At 37.3% G+C, this 386-nt stretch carries 1 protein-coding gene; it reads right to left on the reverse strand.

Annotation, left to right across the window (positions count from 1 at the left end; genetic code table 11):
* Nucleotides 1–386: putative barnase/colicin E5 family endoribonuclease (locus U5B17_RS09700; RefSeq protein ID WP_430805146.1), on the reverse strand; the 386-nt coding region annotated here is incomplete at both ends.

Below are 386 nucleotides of genomic sequence, written 5' to 3' on the forward strand. Positions count from 1 at the left end.
TATTTAAGCCGTTGGCAGATAGATCGGTTCCATTCTGCCCTAGGTCGCTACTTGGTCGAACTACTGAGCGAGACGGCTCTTTCTCTTTTTTATACGCCGTTATTACCCACTCATTTATATCATCTTTTAGCCCATTTTCTAAAGGCATTTCGCTTTTTATCTCATTTTTTGGTATAATATCCTCGCTGGGGTTAGCTAAGGGTTGCTTAGCTGTAAAAATGGCATCGTCGGGAGTCTTGCCATTTCCCTCTTTTTTAAATTCATAAGCTGTTATTATCCAGTCATTTTTGCCTTCATCATTCCAGCCTTTTGATAATCCTATTTTAAAAATTTTATCGTTCTTGTTTAATATTATCGTCTCAACACCATTTTTACTTACCACTTCA

The organism is Campylobacter australis (assembly GCF_050586305.1).
GTDB lineage: Bacteria > Campylobacterota > Campylobacteria > Campylobacterales > Campylobacteraceae > Campylobacter_A.